Origin of the sequence: Nocardia sp. NPDC006630, assembly GCF_040611495.1 — a bacterium.
In the GTDB taxonomy this organism is placed as follows: domain Bacteria; phylum Actinomycetota; class Actinomycetes; order Mycobacteriales; family Mycobacteriaceae; genus Nocardia.
In genome coordinates this window covers 351,750-366,348 of the sequence record NZ_JBEXOK010000002.1, presented here as the reverse complement: position 1 = coordinate 366,348, position 14,599 = coordinate 351,750, and the positions used below count along the sequence as shown (strand labels likewise).

Annotated in this window: 22 protein-coding genes; 16 read left to right on the top strand and 6 right to left on the bottom strand. The window is 66.9% G+C overall.

The window, feature by feature from the left end:
• Positions 1-382: 382 nt before the first annotated feature.
• Complete coding sequence (locus ABZX86_RS06035; protein ID WP_355120507.1) at positions 383-1,048, top strand: hypothetical protein; 666 nt, start codon at positions 383-385, stop codon at positions 1,046-1,048.
• A gap of 352 nt (positions 1,049-1,400) precedes the next feature.
• Here the strand turns inward: ABZX86_RS06035 and ABZX86_RS06030 are convergent, their stop codons facing one another.
• Positions 1,401-1,607 (bottom strand): CsbD family protein, encoded by a 207-nt coding sequence (locus ABZX86_RS06030; protein WP_355120505.1) that lies wholly within the window; start codon positions 1,605-1,607, stop codon positions 1,401-1,403.
• Positions 1,608-1,769: 162 nt separating this feature from the next.
• Here ABZX86_RS06030 and ABZX86_RS06025 point away from each other — a divergent pair, with 162 nt between their 5' ends.
• The 9 genes from ABZX86_RS06025 to ABZX86_RS05985 all read left to right on the top strand — a co-directional run bounded on the left by ABZX86_RS06025 (position 1,770) and on the right by ABZX86_RS05985 (position 5,811).
• Positions 1,770-2,336, top strand: a complete 567-nt coding sequence (locus ABZX86_RS06025; RefSeq protein WP_355120503.1) for an RNA polymerase sigma factor — start codon at positions 1,770-1,772, stop codon at positions 2,334-2,336.
• Positions 2,327-2,914 (top strand): Asp23/Gls24 family envelope stress response protein, encoded by a 588-nt coding sequence (locus ABZX86_RS06020; RefSeq protein WP_355120501.1) that lies wholly within the window; start codon positions 2,327-2,329, stop codon positions 2,912-2,914. The genes ABZX86_RS06025 and ABZX86_RS06020 overlap by 10 nt, the downstream gene beginning before the upstream one ends.
• Complete coding sequence (locus ABZX86_RS06015; protein WP_355120499.1) at positions 2,911-3,288, top strand: Asp23/Gls24 family envelope stress response protein; 378 nt, start codon at positions 2,911-2,913, stop codon at positions 3,286-3,288. The genes ABZX86_RS06020 and ABZX86_RS06015 overlap by 4 nt, the downstream gene beginning before the upstream one ends.
• Positions 3,285-3,590: a hypothetical protein gene (locus tag ABZX86_RS06010; protein ID WP_355120497.1), complete on the top strand. Its 306-nt coding sequence runs from the start codon at positions 3,285-3,287 to the stop codon at positions 3,588-3,590. The genes ABZX86_RS06015 and ABZX86_RS06010 overlap by 4 nt, the downstream gene beginning before the upstream one ends.
• Positions 3,591-3,686: 96 nt before the next feature.
• Positions 3,687-4,157, top strand: coding sequence for an Asp23/Gls24 family envelope stress response protein (locus tag ABZX86_RS06005; RefSeq protein WP_355120495.1), 471 nt, complete (start codon positions 3,687-3,689; stop codon positions 4,155-4,157).
• 28 nt (positions 4,158-4,185) lie between these two features.
• Positions 4,186-4,374: a hypothetical protein gene (locus ABZX86_RS06000; RefSeq protein WP_297610533.1), complete on the top strand. Its 189-nt coding sequence runs from the start codon at positions 4,186-4,188 to the stop codon at positions 4,372-4,374.
• Complete coding sequence (locus ABZX86_RS05995) at positions 4,371-4,709, top strand: Asp23/Gls24 family envelope stress response protein (protein WP_355120493.1); 339 nt, start codon at positions 4,371-4,373, stop codon at positions 4,707-4,709. The genes ABZX86_RS06000 and ABZX86_RS05995 overlap by 4 nt, the downstream gene beginning before the upstream one ends.
• Positions 4,706-5,245 carry a DUF6286 domain-containing protein gene (locus ABZX86_RS05990; protein WP_355120491.1) on the top strand — a complete coding sequence of 180 codons (540 nt, stop codon included), beginning with the start codon at positions 4,706-4,708 and terminating at the stop codon, positions 5,243-5,245. The genes ABZX86_RS05995 and ABZX86_RS05990 overlap by 4 nt, the downstream gene beginning before the upstream one ends.
• Entirely contained in the window at positions 5,242-5,811 is a 570-nt protein-coding gene (locus ABZX86_RS05985; protein ID WP_355120489.1) for an alkaline shock response membrane anchor protein AmaP, read from the top strand. The genes ABZX86_RS05990 and ABZX86_RS05985 overlap by 4 nt, the downstream gene beginning before the upstream one ends.
• A 423-nt stretch (positions 5,812-6,234) precedes the next feature.
• Here the strand turns inward: ABZX86_RS05985 and ABZX86_RS05980 are convergent, their stop codons facing one another.
• The gene (locus ABZX86_RS05980; RefSeq protein ID WP_355120487.1) at positions 6,235-7,368 is read right to left on the bottom strand and encodes an acyl-CoA dehydrogenase family protein; all 1,134 of its coding nucleotides are present in this window, start codon (positions 7,366-7,368) and stop codon (positions 6,235-6,237) included.
• Positions 7,369-7,445: 77 nt separating this feature from the next.
• Here ABZX86_RS05980 and ABZX86_RS05975 point away from each other — a divergent pair, with 77 nt between their 5' ends.
• From ABZX86_RS05975 to ABZX86_RS05965, 3 genes are all read left to right on the top strand, one after another.
• Positions 7,446-8,105, top strand: coding sequence for a winged helix-turn-helix transcriptional regulator (locus ABZX86_RS05975; protein WP_355120484.1), 660 nt, complete (start codon positions 7,446-7,448; stop codon positions 8,103-8,105).
• Positions 8,106-8,234: 129 nt separating this feature from the next.
• Complete coding sequence (gene pdxS / locus ABZX86_RS05970; RefSeq protein WP_297621788.1) at positions 8,235-9,155, top strand: pyridoxal 5'-phosphate synthase lyase subunit PdxS; 921 nt, start codon at positions 8,235-8,237, stop codon at positions 9,153-9,155.
• A gap of 341 nt (positions 9,156-9,496) precedes the next feature.
• Positions 9,497-10,354 carry an MHYT domain-containing protein gene (locus ABZX86_RS05965; RefSeq protein WP_355120482.1) on the top strand — a complete coding sequence of 286 codons (858 nt, stop codon included), beginning with the start codon at positions 9,497-9,499 and terminating at the stop codon, positions 10,352-10,354.
• A 30-nt stretch (positions 10,355-10,384) separates the two neighbouring features.
• Here ABZX86_RS05965 and ABZX86_RS05960 read toward each other — a convergent pair whose 3' ends face one another.
• The gene (locus tag ABZX86_RS05960) at positions 10,385-10,885 is read right to left on the bottom strand and encodes a DUF1990 domain-containing protein (protein ID WP_355121285.1); all 501 of its coding nucleotides are present in this window, start codon (positions 10,883-10,885) and stop codon (positions 10,385-10,387) included.
• A 194-nt stretch (positions 10,886-11,079) separates the two neighbouring features.
• Here ABZX86_RS05960 and ABZX86_RS05955 point away from each other — a divergent pair, with 194 nt between their 5' ends.
• A complete protein-coding gene (locus ABZX86_RS05955; RefSeq protein ID WP_355120480.1) occupies positions 11,080-11,466 on the top strand; it encodes a VOC family protein in 387 nt (128 codons plus the stop codon).
• 88 nt (positions 11,467-11,554) lie between these two features.
• Positions 11,555-12,361 carry an LLM class flavin-dependent oxidoreductase gene (locus ABZX86_RS05950; protein WP_355120478.1) on the top strand — a complete coding sequence of 269 codons (807 nt, stop codon included), beginning with the start codon at positions 11,555-11,557 and terminating at the stop codon, positions 12,359-12,361.
• 162 nt (positions 12,362-12,523) lie between these two features.
• On the opposite strand, the gene ABZX86_RS05945 is transcribed toward ABZX86_RS05950, so the two are convergent.
• Complete coding sequence (locus ABZX86_RS05945) at positions 12,524-12,910, bottom strand: DUF2255 family protein (RefSeq protein WP_355120476.1); 387 nt, start codon at positions 12,908-12,910, stop codon at positions 12,524-12,526.
• Between the two features lie 63 nt (positions 12,911-12,973).
• On the opposite strand from ABZX86_RS05945, the gene ABZX86_RS05940 reads away from it, so the two are divergent.
• Entirely contained in the window at positions 12,974-13,588 is a 615-nt protein-coding gene (locus ABZX86_RS05940) for a TetR/AcrR family transcriptional regulator (RefSeq protein ID WP_355120474.1), read from the top strand.
• A gap of 89 nt (positions 13,589-13,677) precedes the next feature.
• Here the strand turns inward: ABZX86_RS05940 and ABZX86_RS05935 are convergent, their stop codons facing one another.
• Both ABZX86_RS05935 and ABZX86_RS05930 read right to left on the bottom strand, forming a co-directional pair.
• A complete protein-coding gene (locus ABZX86_RS05935; protein WP_355120472.1) occupies positions 13,678-13,854 on the bottom strand; it encodes a hypothetical protein in 177 nt (58 codons plus the stop codon).
• A 32-nt stretch (positions 13,855-13,886) separates the two neighbouring features.
• The gene (locus tag ABZX86_RS05930; protein WP_355120470.1) at positions 13,887-14,516 is read right to left on the bottom strand and encodes a hypothetical protein; all 630 of its coding nucleotides are present in this window, start codon (positions 14,514-14,516) and stop codon (positions 13,887-13,889) included.
• Positions 14,517-14,599 lie beyond the last annotated feature (83 nt).

The following is a 14,599-nucleotide window of genomic DNA, read 5'->3' as shown; positions in this document are numbered from 1 at the left end:
GGTGGCGTTCGGACTCCGGAGAAAAGGGCTCCGAATATCTTATCGAGCCCTCATGCGCTGTCCTGGTCAGATGAAGAATCCCAGTGTGGCGAGGAATGCGGTGGCGGCGATCCAAGCGGCACCGCCGAGAGTGGCAAGTCCAAGTCCTAGCAACATGATTTCTTTCCTTTCGTGTGTCCGCTGTTTGCGGATCTACACGGTTAATCTCACGCAAACCGTGATGCGTTTCACCTTTTTCGGCACAAAATCAAAATAGGTGTTTGACCGGCCACCGTTCTCGCAGTCCGGTGGCTGGGATCGGAGCCCGAAAGCGCGTGGCCGCTCGCGTCGCCGGCATTACCGTGGGCCGTTCAACAACGGCTATGCGATAGGGACGTCCGAAATGAAGCTGATGTACGCGCTGTGGGGTGCCGATCTGGACGAGCGGCTGCATGCCGCCGAGCTGCGGCACCGGCTGGCGGATATCGGGGCCACCGAGTGGCAGGTGAACGTCCGTGACGCCGACGTGGCCGCGGCCCAGGTGCGGCACAGCACCTATGACGAGCCGATCGCCGCCATTGTGAGCGTGCGCACCGGCGGCGGGCACGAGGGCGTCACGGCCGCCCTGACCACCGTGGCCACCGAGGTGAACGGCTGGATCGTCGACGAGCGGGCGCCGATCGTGCCGCCGCCGGTCGAGAACGGGGTGCGCACGCCGGCGCTGGCGAACTTCGCCCTACTCCGCATCCCCGCCGAGCTGACCCGCGAGGAATGGCTGCACCGCTGGCACGACCTGCACACCCCGGTGGCCATCGAAACCCAGGACACCTTCGGCTACGTCCAGAACACCGTCCTGGAACCGGTGACGGAGGGCGGGCGCGTCGACGCTCTCGTCGAGGAGCTGTTCCCCATGGCGGCCATGACCAGTGCCCACGCCTTCTACGGCGCGGGCGATGACGACGCCGAACTCCAGCGCCGCGTCACCCGCATGATGGAGAGCGTCGTAAGCTTCGGCGCCCACCTGGACCTGGACCTGGTCCCCACCAGCCGGTACGTCTACAAACTCTGACGCCCGAAAACGCCGAATGCCACCGCCGGTAACCAGTGGCTACCTGTGGTGGCTATCGGATTACTGGGCGTCGATCAGATGAAGAAGCCCAGCGTCGCGAGGAATGCCTTCGCGGCCAGCGCGGCGGAGGCGCCGAATGTGTTGATCAGCAGTGAGAGCAACATGATGGTCTTTCCCTTCGGATCCGCGCGGTGCGGATCTATCTGGTTAATCTCATGCAAACTGTGATTCGTTTCACATTTTCGGCTACAATGCCCGACGGCTGCGCCTCCTGGCATGAAGAAGGGCTCGCTACCACCACGGAATGTGGTGGTAGCGAGCCCTTCTCGTCATCGGGGGCCGCGCGGAGCGCCTAGCGGCCGAGCTTGTCCTTGACCGCCTTGACGGCGCCGCCCACGGCGTCCTTCACCTCGTCGACGGCCTTCTCCAGGCCCGATTCGATCTGATCGGCCTTGCCTTCGGCCCGCAGATCGTCGTCGCCGGTGATATTGCCGGCGGCCTCCTTGGCCTTGCCGCCGACTTCCTGCGCCTTCTGGCCGATCTTGTCGTTGAGAGACATTTCGAATCCTCCGTAGGGGTGGTCGAACTTTGTCGTACTCGGACAGGACACTCCGGCCAGCCTACTGTCACGCGGCAACCGATGAGACAACGATCACTGATACAGCTGCGTGACGATCTGCGACGGCGGGTGTCTTCCTGTCGTAAGCGATGAGGAGGTGCTGTGACCGTGCCAGAGGCAGCACTCGAGGTGGAGTCGGACGATGCGACCCTGGCCGCTCGGGTGCGTGACGGTGATGTCCGAGCCTATGAGCAGCTAGTTGTTCGCTATCAGGGGCAGATGTTCCGGCTGGCGTCGCGGATCCTCGCGGATCGGGCCGAGGCGGAGGACATCGTGCAGGAGGTCTTCCTGACCGCCTGGCGGCGTATCGGCCAATTGCAGGACGACGGCGCCTTCGCGGGCTGGCTCTACCGCATGACCACCAACCGCTGCCTGAATCTGCTGCGGTCCCGGCAACTTCCGGCCGACGTCGATCCCGACGCCACCGCCTCGCCGCGCACCGAGACCCAGCCCGAGCAGGCGGTGCAGGTCAGCAGCCAGCTCGAGGCGCTGACCGTGGCGCTGCAGCAGCTCACCCCCGAACAGCGGGCCTGCTGGCTATTACGTGAGGTACACGGCCGGTCCTATGAGGAAATCGGCGAGATCGTCGGCGCCAATGCCACCGCGGTACGCGGTCGCATCGCGCGGGCCCGAGCACAGTTGGCGGAGGTGATGAAGCCATGGCGGTGACCGATACCGAGCAGGAAGATTATCTACTGCCCTGCGGCCGTGGCCTGGAACGCGTGTGGGAACGCCTCGACAGCGTGCAGAACGGTGGCGGGGACGCGCATGAGGCTACCTGTGTGCACTGCCGGACGGCACGCGACAGCCTGCTGGGCCTGCGCACCGCGACCCAGGAGCTGATCGACGAACCCGATCCGCCGCCCTCGGATCTGGTGGAGCGCATCATGTCCGCGGTGCGCGCGGAATTGCGGCGCGGCCAAGCCCTGGGCCTGCCGACCCCGCATGCGGGCATGGTCGCGGTGAGCGAGCAGGCCGCCGCGGTGGTGCTGCGTTTCGCCGCCGACAGCGTGCCGGGTGTCCGTGCCCGGCGCTGCCGGATAAGCAATGTCGGCATCGGCCCGGAAGGTGAGACCGTCGTGCACATTTCGATGACCATCGCGGTGCACGTCAACGGCGACGGCGTCCAGGGCCTGGTGCCGAAGGTCCGGGAGCGCGTCACGGCCGCGGCGTCCGCCCGCACAGGACTGCTGGTCGGACGGCTGGATATCGCGATCGTGGATGTCTATCAGGAGGGCGGCCGGTGAGCGCTGCGGCAACCCGGTCCGAACTCGTGGTCGCGGACGCGGTGGTGGCGGGCGTCGCCGCCCGGGCCGCGGCCGCGGTGCAGGGTGTGATCCGGGTCGAACCCGGATTGCGCGGCCTGGTCGCCGAATTGACCCGGGCCGGACGGCAGCTGTGGACCGGCTTCGAGACCGCGCCCACCGACGGCGTGCGCGTGCTGCGTGATGACGGCGTGCTCGCGGTGCAGCTGGAGATCGCCATCGGCCCGGAACGGCATGCCGGTGTGGTCGCGACCGCGGTGCAGCACGGGGTGATCCAGACCGTGCGCGAGCAGACCGGGGTGCGCATCGACGAGGTGTCGGTGCTGGTTGTCGATATCGAACCGGAGGCGCGGTGAAGGACACGGGGGAGCTGACCGACAAGATAGCCGAGGCGGTCTCGGCATTGACCGGTCTGCGATTGGAATCCTCGATCAAGGACGGTGTGCGCCTGCCCTGGCCGAGCCGGTCCACCGCGATCGATCTGGGCAACGGTGTTGTCGAAATACGCGCCGTCGCAAGCACTTTGCCGCTGCCGCCGCTGCTGGAGAGGGTGGCGGCCGCGGTCGAGCCACTGCTGGTGGACACCCGCTGGGCCGGGGCGACCGTGCGCCTGATCGTGACCCAGCTCGAGGCCGCCGCATTCGGGGCGGGTCCGTGACCTGTGTCACGCCGCCGTGACAGGCGGCCGAATGCCGGGTCCCACCAGTGCAGTTTCGTTTCATCCGTTCCAACACAAGGGAATCAGGAGGCAGACATGACCGCTACCGCAACCGAGAAGCCGAAGGCCGAGACCGCGACTGCAAAGGCTTCGGCCAACTCGTCCAGCGCCCTGCAGAGTGAGCAGGGCACCACCACCATCGCCGATGTCGTGGTGCAGAAGGTCGCGGGCCTGGCCGCCCGCAATGTACGCGGTGTGCACGATCTCGGCGGCGGCACGGCCCGGGCGTTCGGCGCCCTCCGCGACCGCATTCCCGGTGCTTCCGCCAGTGTGGGACAGGGTGTTTCGGTGGAGGTGGGCGAGACCCAGGCGGCGGTCGATCTGGAGATCGTCGTCGAATACGGTGTCGCCATCGCCGAATTGGCGCATTCGATCCGCCGCAATGTGATCTCCGCGATCGAGCAGATGACCGGGCTCGAGGTCGTCGAGGTCAATATCAATGTCAATGACGTCTACATCCCCGAGGACGATGACGCCCCCGCTTCCGGAGCCACTCGCGTCCAGTAAGTCGCCCGCCTCGTAGAGGGAGTCGCAGATGAACGCCACATCGATCTGCCTGGCCGTCGGTCTCGCGCTCGGATTCGCCGCTGCCTTCGGCGGATTCGGCGCCTTCGCCATCGTCCTGGTGTTCGCCGCGCTGGGCCTGGTCGCCGGGCGCTGGCTGGATGGTGAGATCGACCTGTCCGGATTATTGCGTTCGGCCCGGGACCGGGGCCGGCGATGACCACCGCCGTCGTACTCGAACCTGCGGGACGGACGACGGTGAGTAAGCGTGCCGTGGAACGCATTGCGGCGCGCGCCGCCCGCGAGATCGACGGCGTGGCGGACGGGGTCACGGTGGATGCCAGCGTGACGGGTGATTCCGCCGTGCTGCGCATGCGGTTGCCGATCCGGTATCCGCTGCCGGTGCTCCGGATCGCCGAGGAGTGCCGGACCCATGTGATCAGCCGGACCGGTGAGCTCACGGGGGTGACGGTGACGGCTTTGGATATCGCGATCGCCGCCATGGTTGTCGAATCCGTCTCGGCGGCAACCGGTTCCGGGCGGAGGGTGCGATGATCCGCCGCCCGCGCCGGGTCGGCCCGGCCGTGGTGGTGGCGGTGGTGCTGCTCGCACTGTGCGTCGTCACGGCGGTCTCGCTGATCGGGCGGCTGCTGGGCAGATCGGAAGTGGTGTCCTACGACTCGGTCGCGCACCGATTGCACGACACCCACTGGAGTGACGGGCTGGTGCTCGGCGTGGGAGTGGCCGCCGCGGTGGCGGGTGTGCTCCTGCTCGCGCTGGCACTGCTGCCCGGACGGCCGGTGGTGGTGGCGCTCGACGAGGTCGACGGCAGCTCCGCCGGAGTGTCGCGGCGCAGTCTGCGTGCCGCTCTGCGCCGCGCGGCCGGTGCGGTGCACGGCGTGGATTCGGCGCGAGTTCGTGTGGGGAGCAAGAAGATTCTGGTGTCGGCGCGTACCGGGCGCATCGGCTCGGACGAGGTGGACGGCGCGGTGCGGGATGCGGTGACCGGCACGCTGGAGCGCATCGCCCCGGCTCGGCCGGCGACCGTCCGGACCCGGCTGCGATCGACCGGTAAAGGGGAGAATCGATGACGTCGATCAATCGTCCGGCCCGGCTCAATCGGGCACTGCTCGGTCTGCTCGGGCTGCTGCTACTGGCGGCGGGCGGGTACGCGATTGCCGCCAATCGCGGCCATCTCGGCTGGCTGGATTCGCAGGGAACGCTGGCGCCGGGCACGGGCGCGCCGCCGCACTGGGTGTTGGTGGTCATTGTGATCGGCGCCATTGTGATCGGATTGCTCTGTCTGCGTTGGCTACTCGCGCAGGTGTTCCGATTGCCGCGCGCGGTGGAATGGGACCTGTCCAGCGAGCAGTCCTCCGGTGCAACGGTATTGGCCTCATCGGTCGCCGCCGATGCGGTGGCGGCCGATATCGAGAGCTATGCCGACGCCCGGTCGGTGTCGGCGTTCCTGTCGGGTCCGGGGCGCGCGCCGGAACTGCATCTCATCGTCACAGCCGAGCCCGGTGCGGATATCACCGCGCTGCGCCGCCGGATTCTCGGTGAGGCGGTGGCGCGGCTGCGGGAGGCGCTCGGGGTCGGGGTCGTTCCGGTCACCATGGAATTGCGGTTCGCCGACAGCGCCGCCCGCGTGCGCTGACCCGGCGGCACCGCATTGATCCCTATCAGGCAAGGACATTGATCCCTTCAGGCAAGGACGAGGCCGAAGTGTGCGGGCTGCTGTTGTCGAAAGGTGGCAAGGTCGGGCACACCTTCCGGGTCACCACGGGCGGCGATGCGGGTGCGTTACGTCCTCGATCGCTGGGATTGAGCGAGGTTTGGGGCGGGCCCGCCAGGGCAATGCTTGATCGGGATGTGGCGGGTCCGCATCTCGGTTAGGGTCGATTCGGTTTGCCGCATACGAGATGCGGCCGGCCGTGTGTGGAAGGTGAACTGATTCGTGTCTTATCTGCTCTACGACTTCCTGATGCCGTACCTGGGCCCCTCTGCGGCCGAATATTGGGCGACGGTGTTCGTGATCAACCCGCTGGGCACCACGAACCCGTGAGGTAGTCCGGGCTCCTCAGCCCCGCGGTGCGTGTCCGAGCAGTACCTGCCCGGTGAAATGGGTCTGCTTGGCGCGCGGGAGCGGGTGGAACAGACATCCGTGGATATCGCGGTACCAGAGCTCGAGTGAGCAACCGCGGGAATAGCCTGCGCCGCCGACGGTTTCGATGGCCAGTCGCACGGTGGCGACGAGCGCGTCGGCGGCCACGGTCTTACGGCTGAGGGTGCGCGCGGCGTGCGCGTCGGTATTGGCGAAGCGCAGATTGTCCGAGGCGGTGAACATGGCATCGATCAGATCGACGGCCGTGGTGTAGGAGTTCATCATCTCGCCGGCCAGGCTCACGGTGTGCGCCTCGCCGCGACCGGCCATCAGTTCGGTCGCCGATTCCACTGCGCGGTCGCCGATTCCGAGGTAGGCGGCCATCACCAGCGGCATGGCGGCGCCCGCCACGATATTGAGGATCGGCGGCCAGACGCCCGCCGGGCGGATCAGCGAGACCGCGGCGTCGGGGACGAAGACCTCGTCGAAGACCACGGTGTGTGAACCGCTGGCACGCAAACCCATGGTGTCCCAGGTCTTTTCGATGCGCACACCGGCGGCGTCGAGCGGCACGGCGAAGTGCAGCACCTGCGGACCCTCGGGGGCGTCGTCCCAGCGAATACTGCTCACCGCCACCGTTCCGGCTTCGCATCCGCTCGCCGGGGCCTTGCGCGCGCTGACCCGATAGCCGCCCTCGGCCCGGACCGCGCTGCCATTGGAATCCACCCAGTCCGACGCGCCGGTGCTGACCAGAATCGCTCCCGCCGTGATCTTTTCGAACATCGGCCGGGCGTCGATGCCGTGCCGGTGCCGCCACACCTGCGCGGCGACCAGATGCGAATGCATGGCGAAGGCCACCGCGGTGGACGGATCGTGTCTGCCCAATTCCCGCAGTATGTCGCCCATCTGGCGATGGGTGGCCCCGCCGCCGCCGAATTCGGCGGGCACCAGCGCCCGGTTGAGCCCCGAGGAGCGCAGCAGATCATAGGCGGCGAGGGAGAGTTCGCCGGTGCGGTCGCGATCGCCGACGCCCGCGCGCAGCGTTTCGCCGACGCCGGTGGCGGCCGCGACCCACTCGGAGCTGGTGGTTTCGGGAAGAGTCGATGTCATGTTTCCGAAACTATGGATTCTCGCGATAACCGAATAGTCCAGAAAGTGGACTCGTCCGAATCGCACAGAGGTGAACCGTGAACTCCGCGACCGCAGGCTACGGCCAGTACTGCCCGATTTCGCGGGCGCTCGACCTGCTGGGGGAGCGCTGGTCGCTGCTCATTCTGCGTGATTTGCTCACCGGCACTTCGCGATTCAATGATCTGGCGCGCGGGCTGCCCGGGCTCTCGCGCAGTCTGCTCGCGCGCCGGCTGCGCCGGTTCGAGCGGGCCGGTCTGGTGGAGCGGACCGCGGACGGCGGCTATGTGCTCAGCGCTGCCGGGTATGAGCTGGAGCCGATTCTCTTCGGCCTGGGCGCCTGGGGTGCGCGCTGGACCTTCGGTGAGCCGGAGCCTGCGGAGCTGGATGCGCAGCTGCTGGTCTGGTGGATGCACACCCGGCTGGACACCTCCGGATTCCCGGGCAAACGGCATGTGCTCGGCGTCCTGTTCACCGATGATCCGCGCCGATACTGGATCGTGGTGGAGTCCGGTATCCCGTCGGTATGCGATTCCGATCCGGGTTTTCCGGTCGATGTGACCATTACGTCGGATGTGAGCTCGCTGTATCAGGTGTGGCTGGGCCGGGTGCCGATGCTGCACGCCATGCGGGCCGGCCGACTCGAATTCGTGGGCCCAGCTGCGCTGACCCGCCGGATGAGCACGGTGCTGCGGCTGTCTCCCGTTGCGGCGAGATAGCCGCCGGGTGTGATCTGGCTTACCGGCCCGGACGGGCGTGCAGTCCAGTGGTGTCCGACTGGCTATCAAGTGGCCTGATCGGTGCTCGTAGACTCAGGGGGTTCGAGTCCGAGCGATCGATTGGCCCACATGACACAGGAGTTTGCCGTGACCACGCCCGACACCACACCCGCCATCGGCACCGCCCGCGTGAAGCGCGGCATGGCCGAGATGCTGAAGGGCGGTGTGATCATGGATGTTGTCAATGCGGAGCAGGCCAAGATCGCCGAAGATGCCGGCGCCGTCGCCGTCATGGCCCTCGAGCGTGTCCCCGCCGACATTCGCGCCCAGGGTGGCGTTTCCCGCATGTCCGATCCGGACATGATCGACGGCATCATCGCCGCCGTCTCCATCCCGGTCATGGCCAAGGCCCGCATCGGCCACTTCGTGGAGGCGCAGATCCTGCAGTCCCTCGGCGTCGACTACATCGACGAGTCCGAGGTGCTGACCCCCGCCGATTACGCCAACCACATCGACAAGTGGAACTTCACCGCGCCCTTCGTCTGTGGTGCCACCAACCTGGGTGAGGCCCTGCGTCGTATCACCGAGGGCGCGGCCATGATCCGCTCCAAGGGTGAGGCCGGCACCGGCGACGTCTCCAATGCCACCACCCACATGCGCAAGATCCGCGGCGAGCTGCGCCGCCTGAGCACCCTGGCCGAGGACGAGCTGTTCGTCGCCGCCAAGGAGCTGCAGGCCCCGTACGAGCTGGTCCGCGAGGTCGCCGAGACCGGCAAGCTGCCGGTTGTGCTCTTCACCGCCGGTGGCATTGCCACCCCGGCCGACGCCGCCATGATGATGCAGCTGGGCGCCGAGGGCGTCTTCGTCGGCTCCGGCATCTTCAAGTCCGGCAACCCGGCGCAGCGCGCCGCCGCCATCGTGAAGGCCACCACCTTCTTCGACGATCCGGATGTGCTGGCGAAGGTTTCGCGTGGCCTGGGTGAGGCCATGGTCGGCATCAATGTCGAAGAGATCCCCGAGCCGCACCGCCTCGCCGAGCGCGGCTGGTAATCGTCTCGCGGTATACCGCAGACTTGCGCCGCCGGAGAGCCTGAAAAGGGCTCTCCGGCGGCGTTTTTCACGTGGAGGACTCGGGGGCGAAGTCGAAGATCAGAGCAGTGTTCCGGGGAAGTTGCTGTGACCGCTCGCCGTCAAGGGACGAATACGCGAGCCTCCGGGGTGACGTGGGCGCGGTCGCACCGCCGTTTGCCTGCGCACTTGTGCTCCAGCAAACCCTGGCTACTTTTCTAGGATTGTACTGCGGCAAATTTACTACCTGCTGATTTATCGATACTCTTCGCCACAGTTGCCGATCTGAATGTCGGCGCGAAGCCTTCTGGCAAGGAGTCCGCATGCTGGAAATCGACCAGTTCACCTATGGTTGGTTGACCCCCGTGCTCGCCTATCTCATGTCCGTCCTCGGCTCGTTGCTGGCGCTGCGCTGCATGGTGCGGGCGCGCGGTCAGGCGGGGCGTGGCGGCAATGGGTGGGTCGCGACCGGGGCGATCGCGCTGGGCGGCACCGGCATCTGGGTCATGCATTTCATTGCGATGCTGGGCTTTTCGGTGCAGGACACGACGATTCGGTACAACGTGCCGATTACCGTGTTCAGCGCCCTCATCGCGATGGGCGTTGTGTGGCTGGGGCTTTCGATCGTGGTGCACCGGCACGGCGGGGAATTGTTCGCGTTGATCATCGGCGGGGCGATTACCGGGCTCGGGGTCGCGGGGATGCACTACGCCGGTATGTACGCCATGAAAACCGATGCGACAGTGCGGTACGACCCATGGGTGGTGCTGCTGTCGCTGGTGATCGCCATTGTCGCGGCGACGGCGGCGCTCTGGTTCGCGCTGCATGTGCACGGCATACTCGCCACCATCGGTGCGGCGCTGATCATGGGAATCGCGGTGTGCGGCATGCATTACACCGGCATGTTCGCCATGCACGCCCATGTCGCCGAGCACATGCAGGCGCCGGCCGGGGCGCAGGCGAACCAGCTGCTGACCCCGCTCATCGTCGGCGTCAGCATGGTCACCATGCTCATGCTGTTCCAGGTCGGCATCACTGACATCGACGAGCCCGATCTCAGTCGCATCCGCGGTCAGTACGCGAGCAGGTTCTGGCCCAGCGAGAGGGATGTCGTGCACCAGAAGTTCGATCCTGACGACTTCCCTACCGAGACGTTCAAACCGCACCATCGCGAGTTCTGAACAGCTTGGTGCGGAAGCAATTTCGCCCGATTACAGCGGTATGAGGGCGCGGAGGTAGCGGTGTCGGTAGCGGCGCTGGGCAACAAGAAGCAATGGGAACAGTGCCCGCCAGATACCGGTGGGGGAGGGCCGGGTCAGCGAGCGAATGGTGAGTGCGACCGTCCCGTCGGGGCTGCGGTGGACGATGAACGCCTCTTCCCCCGAGACCGGATGACCCGGCAGTGTGCCGTAGGCGAACCCGCGGCGGATCAAGGTGTCCACCACGGCAACAACGCGCACCGGCTCGTGAATGGCGAACGGCCCGAACGCGGCAGTGATCCGATACTCTGCCCCGGCCGTCACGCGCAATTCACCCGCTGATTGCGGATCTACCCGAAACCCGCTGCGCCGCTTGATCTCCCAGCTCATCACCGCCTCGGAAGCTCGCCGCCAGTCGACCTCCCCATGTCCGACGACAACTGTCCTCTCGTACCCGCGATACCCGGAACCGCCCCCAGCCCAGTCGACATCCCCCGGACACGTCAAGCCCACCGGTCCGTAGTTGAACCCGCTACCACCGCTTTCCGATCCATTCCGCACCAACGCGCTCCCGTCGGGGTGTCCTGCCCTCCCGTCAGGCTATCGACGCGGGGGCGCCCAGGTGAAGCGGTACAGTTCCACCGCCTCGAGACCACACTTCGGCCACCGTGTCCGGTGGTGGCCGGTAGCCAGGAAGGGACGGCATCGTGAGGATCTACATCACCAGCGTTTTCGTCGATGACCAGCAGAAAGCCCTCGACTTCTACACCGGGGTACTGGGTTTCACCACGAAGCACGACATCCCGCTGGGCGAAGCCCGGTGGTTGACGGTCGTCTCACCGGAAGACCCCGAAGGCGCGGAACTCCTGCTGGAGCCCGATGGCCACCCCGCGGTGAAGCCGTACAAGACCGGCCTGCTCGCCGACGGCATCCCGGCCGCGTCATTCCAGGTCGCAGATGTGCGGGCCGAGTACGACCGGCTGGTTGATCGCGGAGTCACCTTCACACAGGAACCGATCGCGGCAGGCCCGGTGACCACCGCCGTATTCGCCGACACCTGCGGAAACCTCATCCAGATCGTCACCCCGGCCTGATTGGTTCAATAGTCTCGGACGCACCGATGAATTTCGGCTGGATCCGTCGTCGATACCACTGGATATACCGACAGACAGGAGTCCAGGCATGACGAAGCCCTTCAGATTCGGTGTTGTTGCCCCCCTTGGAACCGACGTGCCGACATGGCGAGATCGCGTGCGCCGCATCGCAGACAGCGGCTACTCGACGCTGCTCGTGCCCGACTTCCCGCAGGCGCAACCGGCGCCCGCCCCCATGCTGGCGACCGCCGCAGCCCTGGCACCCGACCTGCGTGTGGGCGTCTGGGTGTATGCCTCCCCGTTCCGCCCGGCGTGGATGACGGCGTGGGAAGCGCACTCGCTCTCGCTACTGACCGACGGTCGTTTCGAGTTCGGAATCGGCACCGGCAGACCCGGAATCGAGGACGAACTGCGCGAACGGGGACTACCGGTCGTCCCTCCGGGCGAACGGCTGACCCAGGTCCGCGAGACCATCACGACGCTGCGAGACCTCGACGGCCCCGACCTCCGCACACCCGTGGTGATGGCAGTGCGCGGACCCAAGGCCCGCGCAATGGCGGCCGAACTCGCCGACACCGTCAACTTCGCCCTGCAACCCCACGAGACCCGCGCCGACGTCACCCGCCTGGCCCACGAGGTCCGTGCCCTCGGAGACGTCGAACTCGCCCTGCACGTCCCGATCATCGGCGACACGGTCGCACCCTTCATGGCGTCCCCCGACACCAACCCCGCCGCCCTCCCCCCAGACTCGTTCGCGATGCTCCCGGACGACCCCGCCGCCGCCATCGAAGAAATCCACCGCCGCCGCGAGGAAACCGGCTTCTCCTACTTCGTATTCGGCGCCGACTTCGCAGAAACCCTCGCTCCAGTCGTAGCCGAGCTCGCCGGCAAGTAGACGTGCGGCGGTCCACCCAGCCGAACACCTCCACCCCTCTACAACGCATTACCGCGACCGACTGGTCGTGGCAAAGTCCCGGCGTGGAGAGCGTTCGGAATCCGCCCGGAACCCTTCGGGCCGAGACGCCGAGCCACTCCGCAGCCGTTTTCTGGGTGCCGATCAGGGCTGGGCTGCTGCCGAGCGGTCCGTGGTGTGCACGCCGATGACGTAGCGCCTGGTCCACCACAGCATCGGGCGCAACGCGAGGTTTCGCAGCGGGCCACCGTATTTGGCGTAGATCGCCCGGTCCACGTGCCGGATCACCGCGGGGTCGGTGATGTGCTCGAACGTCACCCGGTAGCGCGTATTTCCTTCCAGCAGCGCACCTTCCGGTGTGCGCAGGGCTCGCTTGTACCATTTCGCCTCGGCGCGGCGCTGGCTACGGACGTAGCCGACGCCGCCGACCACCACCGCCCCGACCGGTGTGGTGATCTCGCGGCCGTCCTTTGTGCGCGTTACGAGGTTGACCACCTCGGATTCGGCGAGATAGTCGATCGATGTCCGCATGATGCCTCCTGAACCGATAGTAAATGCCATTTACCAATGGTAAATGATGTTAACCTCAATGGGGTGAGCATCGAGCGAAGGCCCAGTGGGAAGCATCACGGCGATCTCCGGCGAGTACTGGAGGAGACCGCTCTGGACCTCGTCGCAGAACGGGGTGTGCACGGGTTCGCCCTCGCCGAGGTGTGCCGCCGCGCCGGTGTCAGCGTGGGCGCGCCGTACAAGCATTTCGCCGACCGGGAGGCACTTCTCGCGGCACTGGCTGCGCACAGCTTCCGCGAACAGCATCGCCGCTACGAGGCCGCCATCGCGACCGGTTCCGAGCCCGGCGAGCAGCTCGCCGCCTTCGCGGTGGCGTATGTACGTTTCGCCGCGCAAGAGCGCACCCTGTTCGAGCTCGCTTTCACCGCAGGCTTGGACAAGAGTCGCTACCCCGAGCTGATGGATTCGGGCACAGCGCTATTCGACATGCTGATGCCGATCGCGCGCACCATTGCTCCCGACGAGAACGCCGCGTTCGACCTTCTCGTCCGTATCGCCGCCGCCGCCCACGGATTGGCGCTGCTGACCGATCAGGGATTTGTTCGTCCCGGCCGCGATACACCGGAAGCCACCGAGGAGCAGGCCGCCCGCTCGGCGCAGGCACTCATCGCTGAGGCCCGAACAGCCCACCCGAGGTAGTAACCCAGCGAAACGACCCTTGATCAGTCCTCACGCCGCCGACTCGAAGTGGCCGCGCGAACTGAACGCACTGTTCCGCCGCATGCGTGTCAGGAGTAGTCGCGGAAGGTCATCAGGAAGCCTGCGACGCCGATGACGAACAGGACGATCCAGGCGATTACCTGGAGGGCCAGCCAGGGGAGGTCGCGGACCCAGAGGCCGCTGATCATGACTGTGAGCAGCATCAGGACGCCGTAGAACGGTGTTCGCTGTGGATGCTGGCCCATAGTGCCTGCATACGCCTGTTTCGGGGTGGGCGCTATCGGTCCCGGTGAGGGCCCTGTGCGGTGGAGTCGCGGACGGCTGGGCGGTCGGGGTGGTCCCAGGCGATCAGGATGTCGGGGTCTTCGGATTCGTGCGCGCGGAGCGCTTCGATGGTGAAGGCGGCGTCGGGGCTGGTGCGGCGGCGGAGAGCGGCCTCGGACATGTGCAGGCTGAGGGTGAGATCGAAGTCGAGGTTGCGGCCGAGCAGCATGGGGCCCGCGATGAGGAGCAGGGTGCCGAGGGCGGCGGTCTGGATGCGGGCTCGGGCGGAGCGGTCGGTGTGTTCGTTCCAGAGGGCGGGGAGCCAGCGGCCGTGCTGCCGGAGGGCTTGCAGGACTTCACGATCCAGGGCGGCATAGTCGAACCAGGCGGTGCGGTAGGTGTATTCGCCCGAGCGGTCGTACTCCAAGCGGACCGAGGCGGGGCGGACGAAATCGTGCAGGGCGACGACCTCGGCGGGGCGGCCGCCGGCGCGCAGGAGGTCGGCGACGGTGCGGGCGAAGGTCACCGGGTCGGCGGCGTCCGCGCCGTCGACAGCGATCACCGCATGCCCGGGCAGGCTGATCGCGCGGTCGGCGACCAGCTCGGCCAGGGCGTCGGGGGAGATGGCGGTGAACCGGGGCACCCGTCCATCATGATCGACGGGCTGGGGCAGGTGCGGAGGGGTCAGCGGTTCCCGGTGTGGCGCGGGCGGACACCGACGCGATG

What these genes read in the sequence shown, in the direction of transcription:
- ABZX86_RS06035 (WP_355120507.1), top strand. Translation starts at nt 383, where the DNA reads ATGAAGCTGATGTACGCGCTGTGGGGTGCCGATCTGGACGAGCGGCTG.
- ABZX86_RS06030 (WP_355120505.1), bottom strand. Translation starts at nt 1,607, where the DNA reads ATGTCTCTCAACGACAAGATCGGCCAGAAGGCGCAGGAAGTCGGCGGC.
- ABZX86_RS06020 (WP_355120501.1), top strand. Translation starts at nt 2,327, where the DNA reads ATGGCGGTGACCGATACCGAGCAGGAAGATTATCTACTGCCCTGCGGC.
- ABZX86_RS06005 (WP_355120495.1), top strand. Translation starts at nt 3,687, where the DNA reads ATGACCGCTACCGCAACCGAGAAGCCGAAGGCCGAGACCGCGACTGCA.
- ABZX86_RS06000 (WP_297610533.1), top strand. Translation starts at nt 4,186, where the DNA reads ATGAACGCCACATCGATCTGCCTGGCCGTCGGTCTCGCGCTCGGATTC.
- ABZX86_RS05995 (WP_355120493.1), top strand. Translation starts at nt 4,371, where the DNA reads ATGACCACCGCCGTCGTACTCGAACCTGCGGGACGGACGACGGTGAGT.
- ABZX86_RS05990 (WP_355120491.1), top strand. Translation starts at nt 4,706, where the DNA reads ATGATCCGCCGCCCGCGCCGGGTCGGCCCGGCCGTGGTGGTGGCGGTG.
- ABZX86_RS05985 (WP_355120489.1), top strand. Translation starts at nt 5,242, where the DNA reads ATGACGTCGATCAATCGTCCGGCCCGGCTCAATCGGGCACTGCTCGGT.
- ABZX86_RS05980 (WP_355120487.1), bottom strand. Translation starts at nt 7,368, where the DNA reads ATGACATCGACTCTTCCCGAAACCACCAGCTCCGAGTGGGTCGCGGCC.
- pdxS (WP_297621788.1), top strand. Translation starts at nt 8,235, where the DNA reads ATGACACAGGAGTTTGCCGTGACCACGCCCGACACCACACCCGCCATC.
- ABZX86_RS05965 (WP_355120482.1), top strand. Translation starts at nt 9,497, where the DNA reads ATGCTGGAAATCGACCAGTTCACCTATGGTTGGTTGACCCCCGTGCTC.
- ABZX86_RS05950 (WP_355120478.1), top strand. Translation starts at nt 11,555, where the DNA reads ATGACGAAGCCCTTCAGATTCGGTGTTGTTGCCCCCCTTGGAACCGAC.
- ABZX86_RS05945 (WP_355120476.1), bottom strand. Translation starts at nt 12,910, where the DNA reads ATGCGGACATCGATCGACTATCTCGCCGAATCCGAGGTGGTCAACCTC.
- ABZX86_RS05935 (WP_355120472.1), bottom strand. Translation starts at nt 13,854, where the DNA reads ATGGGCCAGCATCCACAGCGAACACCGTTCTACGGCGTCCTGATGCTG.